This window comes from Dialister micraerophilus DSM 19965 (assembly GCF_000194985.1).
GTDB lineage: Bacteria > Bacillota > Negativicutes > Veillonellales > Dialisteraceae > Dialister > Dialister micraerophilus.
The window spans coordinates 1-3,209 of record NZ_GL878520.1 but is presented as its reverse complement, the minus strand read 5'-3'; the positions used below and the strand labels follow the sequence as shown (position 1 = coordinate 3,209).

General features: G+C 49.9%; 2 rRNA genes. Both read left to right on the top strand.

Annotated elements, in window-relative coordinates:
• Positions 1–100: 100 nt before the first annotated feature.
• Positions 101–3,031: ribosomal RNA gene (locus HMPREF9083_RS06085) — 23S ribosomal RNA — on the top strand.
• 62 nt (positions 3,032–3,093) lie between these two features.
• A 5S ribosomal RNA gene (gene rrf / locus HMPREF9083_RS06080) occupies positions 3,094–3,208 on the top strand.
• The last annotated feature ends 1 nt before the right edge of the window (position 3,209 follow it).

The window sequence follows — 3,209 nt, the reverse complement described above, 5'->3', positions numbered from 1 at the left end:
AGTTCTTTGAAAACTATATAGAAGAAGAAAGTAAGAAAGATTTCATAAAAGAGATTTCTTACGCATCTGAAGGAAACTCAAACGAGAAGGTCAAGGTGAAAGTTAAGATACTAAGAGCATATGGTGGATGCCTTGGCGATATCTGCTGAAGAAGGACGCGACAAGCTGCGAAAAGCCACGGAGAGGCGCAAATAGCCTATGACCCGTGGATATCCGAATGGGGCAACCCGACGGTGGTCATGCACCGTCATCCATACCGACCGGTATAGGAGAGGCACTCGGTGAACTGAAACATCTAAGTAGCCGGAGGAAAAGTAATCAAACGAGATACCCCAAGTAGCGGCGAGCGAACGGGGCAGAAGTCCAAACCGAAGAAGGAAACTTCATTGGGGTAGAGGGCTGTCAATAGATAGTGAAGAATTTAGCTGAATATGTTGGAAAACAAAGCCGAAGACGGTGAAAGCCCGGTAAGCGAAAAGTTCAACACTACAAGACAGTACCGGAGTACTGCGAGACCCGAGAAATCTTGCAGGAAGCAGGGGGGACCACCCTCCAAGACAAAACACAGATATCGACCGATAGCGTATAGTACCATGAGGGAAAGGTGAAAAGAACCCCGGGAGGGGAATGAAATAGAACCTGAAACCGTATGTTTACAAGCAGTCGAAGACCGTTTAATAATAAGGTCGACGGCGTGCCTATTGAAGAATGAACCGGCGAGTTACGAGGTCTGGCGAGGTTAAGCAGGAAATGCGGAGCCGAAGCGAAAGCGAGTCTTAAGAGGGCGACAGTCGGATTGCGTAGACCCGAAACCACAGTGATCTACCCATGTCCAGGTTGAAGCACAGGTAAAAATGTGTGGAGGACCGAACCTATATACGTTGAAAAGTGTTAGGATGAGATGTGGGTAGGGGTGAAATTCCAATCGAACGTGGAGATAGCTGGTTCTCCCCGAAATAGCTTTAGGGCTAGCCTCAGGGAAGAGATTGCAGGCGGTAGAGCACTGATCAGGAGAGGGGCCTATCCGGCTACCAAACCCAGTCAAACTACGAATGGCTGCAATTATACCTGGGAGTCAGACTACGACTTATAAGGGCCGTGGTCAAGAGGGAAACAGCCCAGACCATCAGCTAAGGTCCCCAATGCCGTGCTAAGTGGCGAAGGATGTGGCATTTCATAAACAACCAGGATGTTGGCTTAGAAGCAGCCATCATTTAAAGAGTGCGTAATAGCCCACTGGTCGAGAGACGCTGCGCCGAAGATGTCCGGGGCTCAAGCACGGAACCGAAGCTATGGCATGATAGCAATATCATGGGTAGGGGAGCGTTCTCATAAGGAAGAAGCATAATCGTAAGGAAATGTGGACATATGAGAAGTGAGAATGCCGGTATGAGTATCGAAAAGAAAGGTGAGAATCCTTTCCACCGAAAGCCCAAGGATTCCTGAGCAACGATCGTCGACTCAGGGTAAGTCGGGACCTAAGCCGAGGCGAAAAGCATAGGCGATGGACAACAGGTTGAAATTCCTGTACCGGATAGACTCGATTGAGCGAAGGAGTGACGCAGAAGGGTACACAATCGTACGGATGGAAGAGTACGTTCAAGTGAGTAGGTTGATTATGAGGCAAATCCCATAAACTAAAAGCTGAGACATGAAGAGGAAACAAAGGAAACTTTGTGGAACTTGTGAATCCCACACTGCCAAGAAAAGCTTCTAGCGAGAGGATATCCGCCCGTACCGTAAACCGACACAGGTAGGCGGGGAGAGAATCCTAAGGTGCGCGGGAAAACCCTCGTTAAGGAACTCGGCAAATTGCATCCGTAACTTCGGGAGAAGGATGGCCTTCGGTAAGTGGAGAGCAGAAACGCTCAAAGCAGAAAAAGGCGGCAGAAACAAGGCCCAAGCAACTGTTTACCAAAAACACAGGTGCCTGCGAAAGCGAAAGCTGAAGTATAGGTGCTGACGCCTGCCCGGTGCCGGAAGGTTAAGGAGAGAGGTTAGCCGCAAGGCGAAGCTTTGAACTGAAGCCCCGGTGAACGGCGGCCGTAACTATAACGGTCCTAAGGTAGCGAAATTCCTTGTCGGGTAAGTTCCGACCCGCATGAAAGGCGTAATGATTTGGGCACTGTCTCAACGAGGGGCCCGGTGAAATTGAAATACCTGTGAAGATGCAGGTTACCCGCGACTGGACAGAAAGACCCCATGGAGCTTTACTGCAACTTGAGATTGAATCTCGGTGATAGACGCACAGGATAGGTGGGAGACTACGAAATATTATCTTTGGATGATATGGAGTCGCCGTTGGGATACCACCCTTCTGTTGCTGAGATTCTAACGCGAAGAGTAACGACCTTGCGGACAGTCTCAGGCGGGCAGTTTGACTGGGGCGGTCGCCTCCGAAAGAGTAACGGAGGCGCCCAAAGGTTCCCTCAGGTCGGACAGAAACCGACCGAAGAGTGCAAAGGCAGAAGGGAGCTTGACTGCGAGACAGACAAGTCGAGCAGAGACGAAAGTCGGGCTTAGTGATCCGGTGGTACTGTGTGGAAAGGCCATCGCTCAACGGATAAAAGCTACCCTGGGGATAACAGGCTAATCTCTCCCAAGAGTTCATATCGACGGGGAGGTTTGGCACCTCGATGTCGGCTCATCACATCCTGGGGCTGGAGTAGGTCCCAAGGGTTGGGCTGTTCGCCCATTAAAGTGGTACGCGAGCTGGGTTCAAAACGTCGTGAGACAGTTTGGTTCATATCCATCGCGGGCGCAAGAAGTTTGAAGGGAGCTGCTCCTAGTACGAGAGGACCGGAGTGGACGGATCAATGGTGTACCGGTTGTCGTGCCAACGGCATGGCCGGAAAGCTACATCCGGAAGGGATAAACGCTGAAAGCATCTAAGTGTGAAGCCCACCTTAAGATGAGACTTCTCATCAGAAATGAGTAAGATTCCTTATAGACTATGAGGTAGATAGGCTGCAAGTGGAAGAGCCGTAAGGTTTGGAGCGATGCAGTACTAATAGATCGAGGTCTTAACTAAAACACTTTGAGAAAACGCAGATGAAAAATTCTTCTATATAGTTTTGAGAGAACACTCTCAGAAACAGTGGCGATAGCTGTGAGGATACACCCGTACCCATGCCGAACACGGTAGTTAAGCTCACAAACGTCGAAAGTACTTGGTTGGAAGCGACCCGGGAGGATAGAAAGCCGCTGAA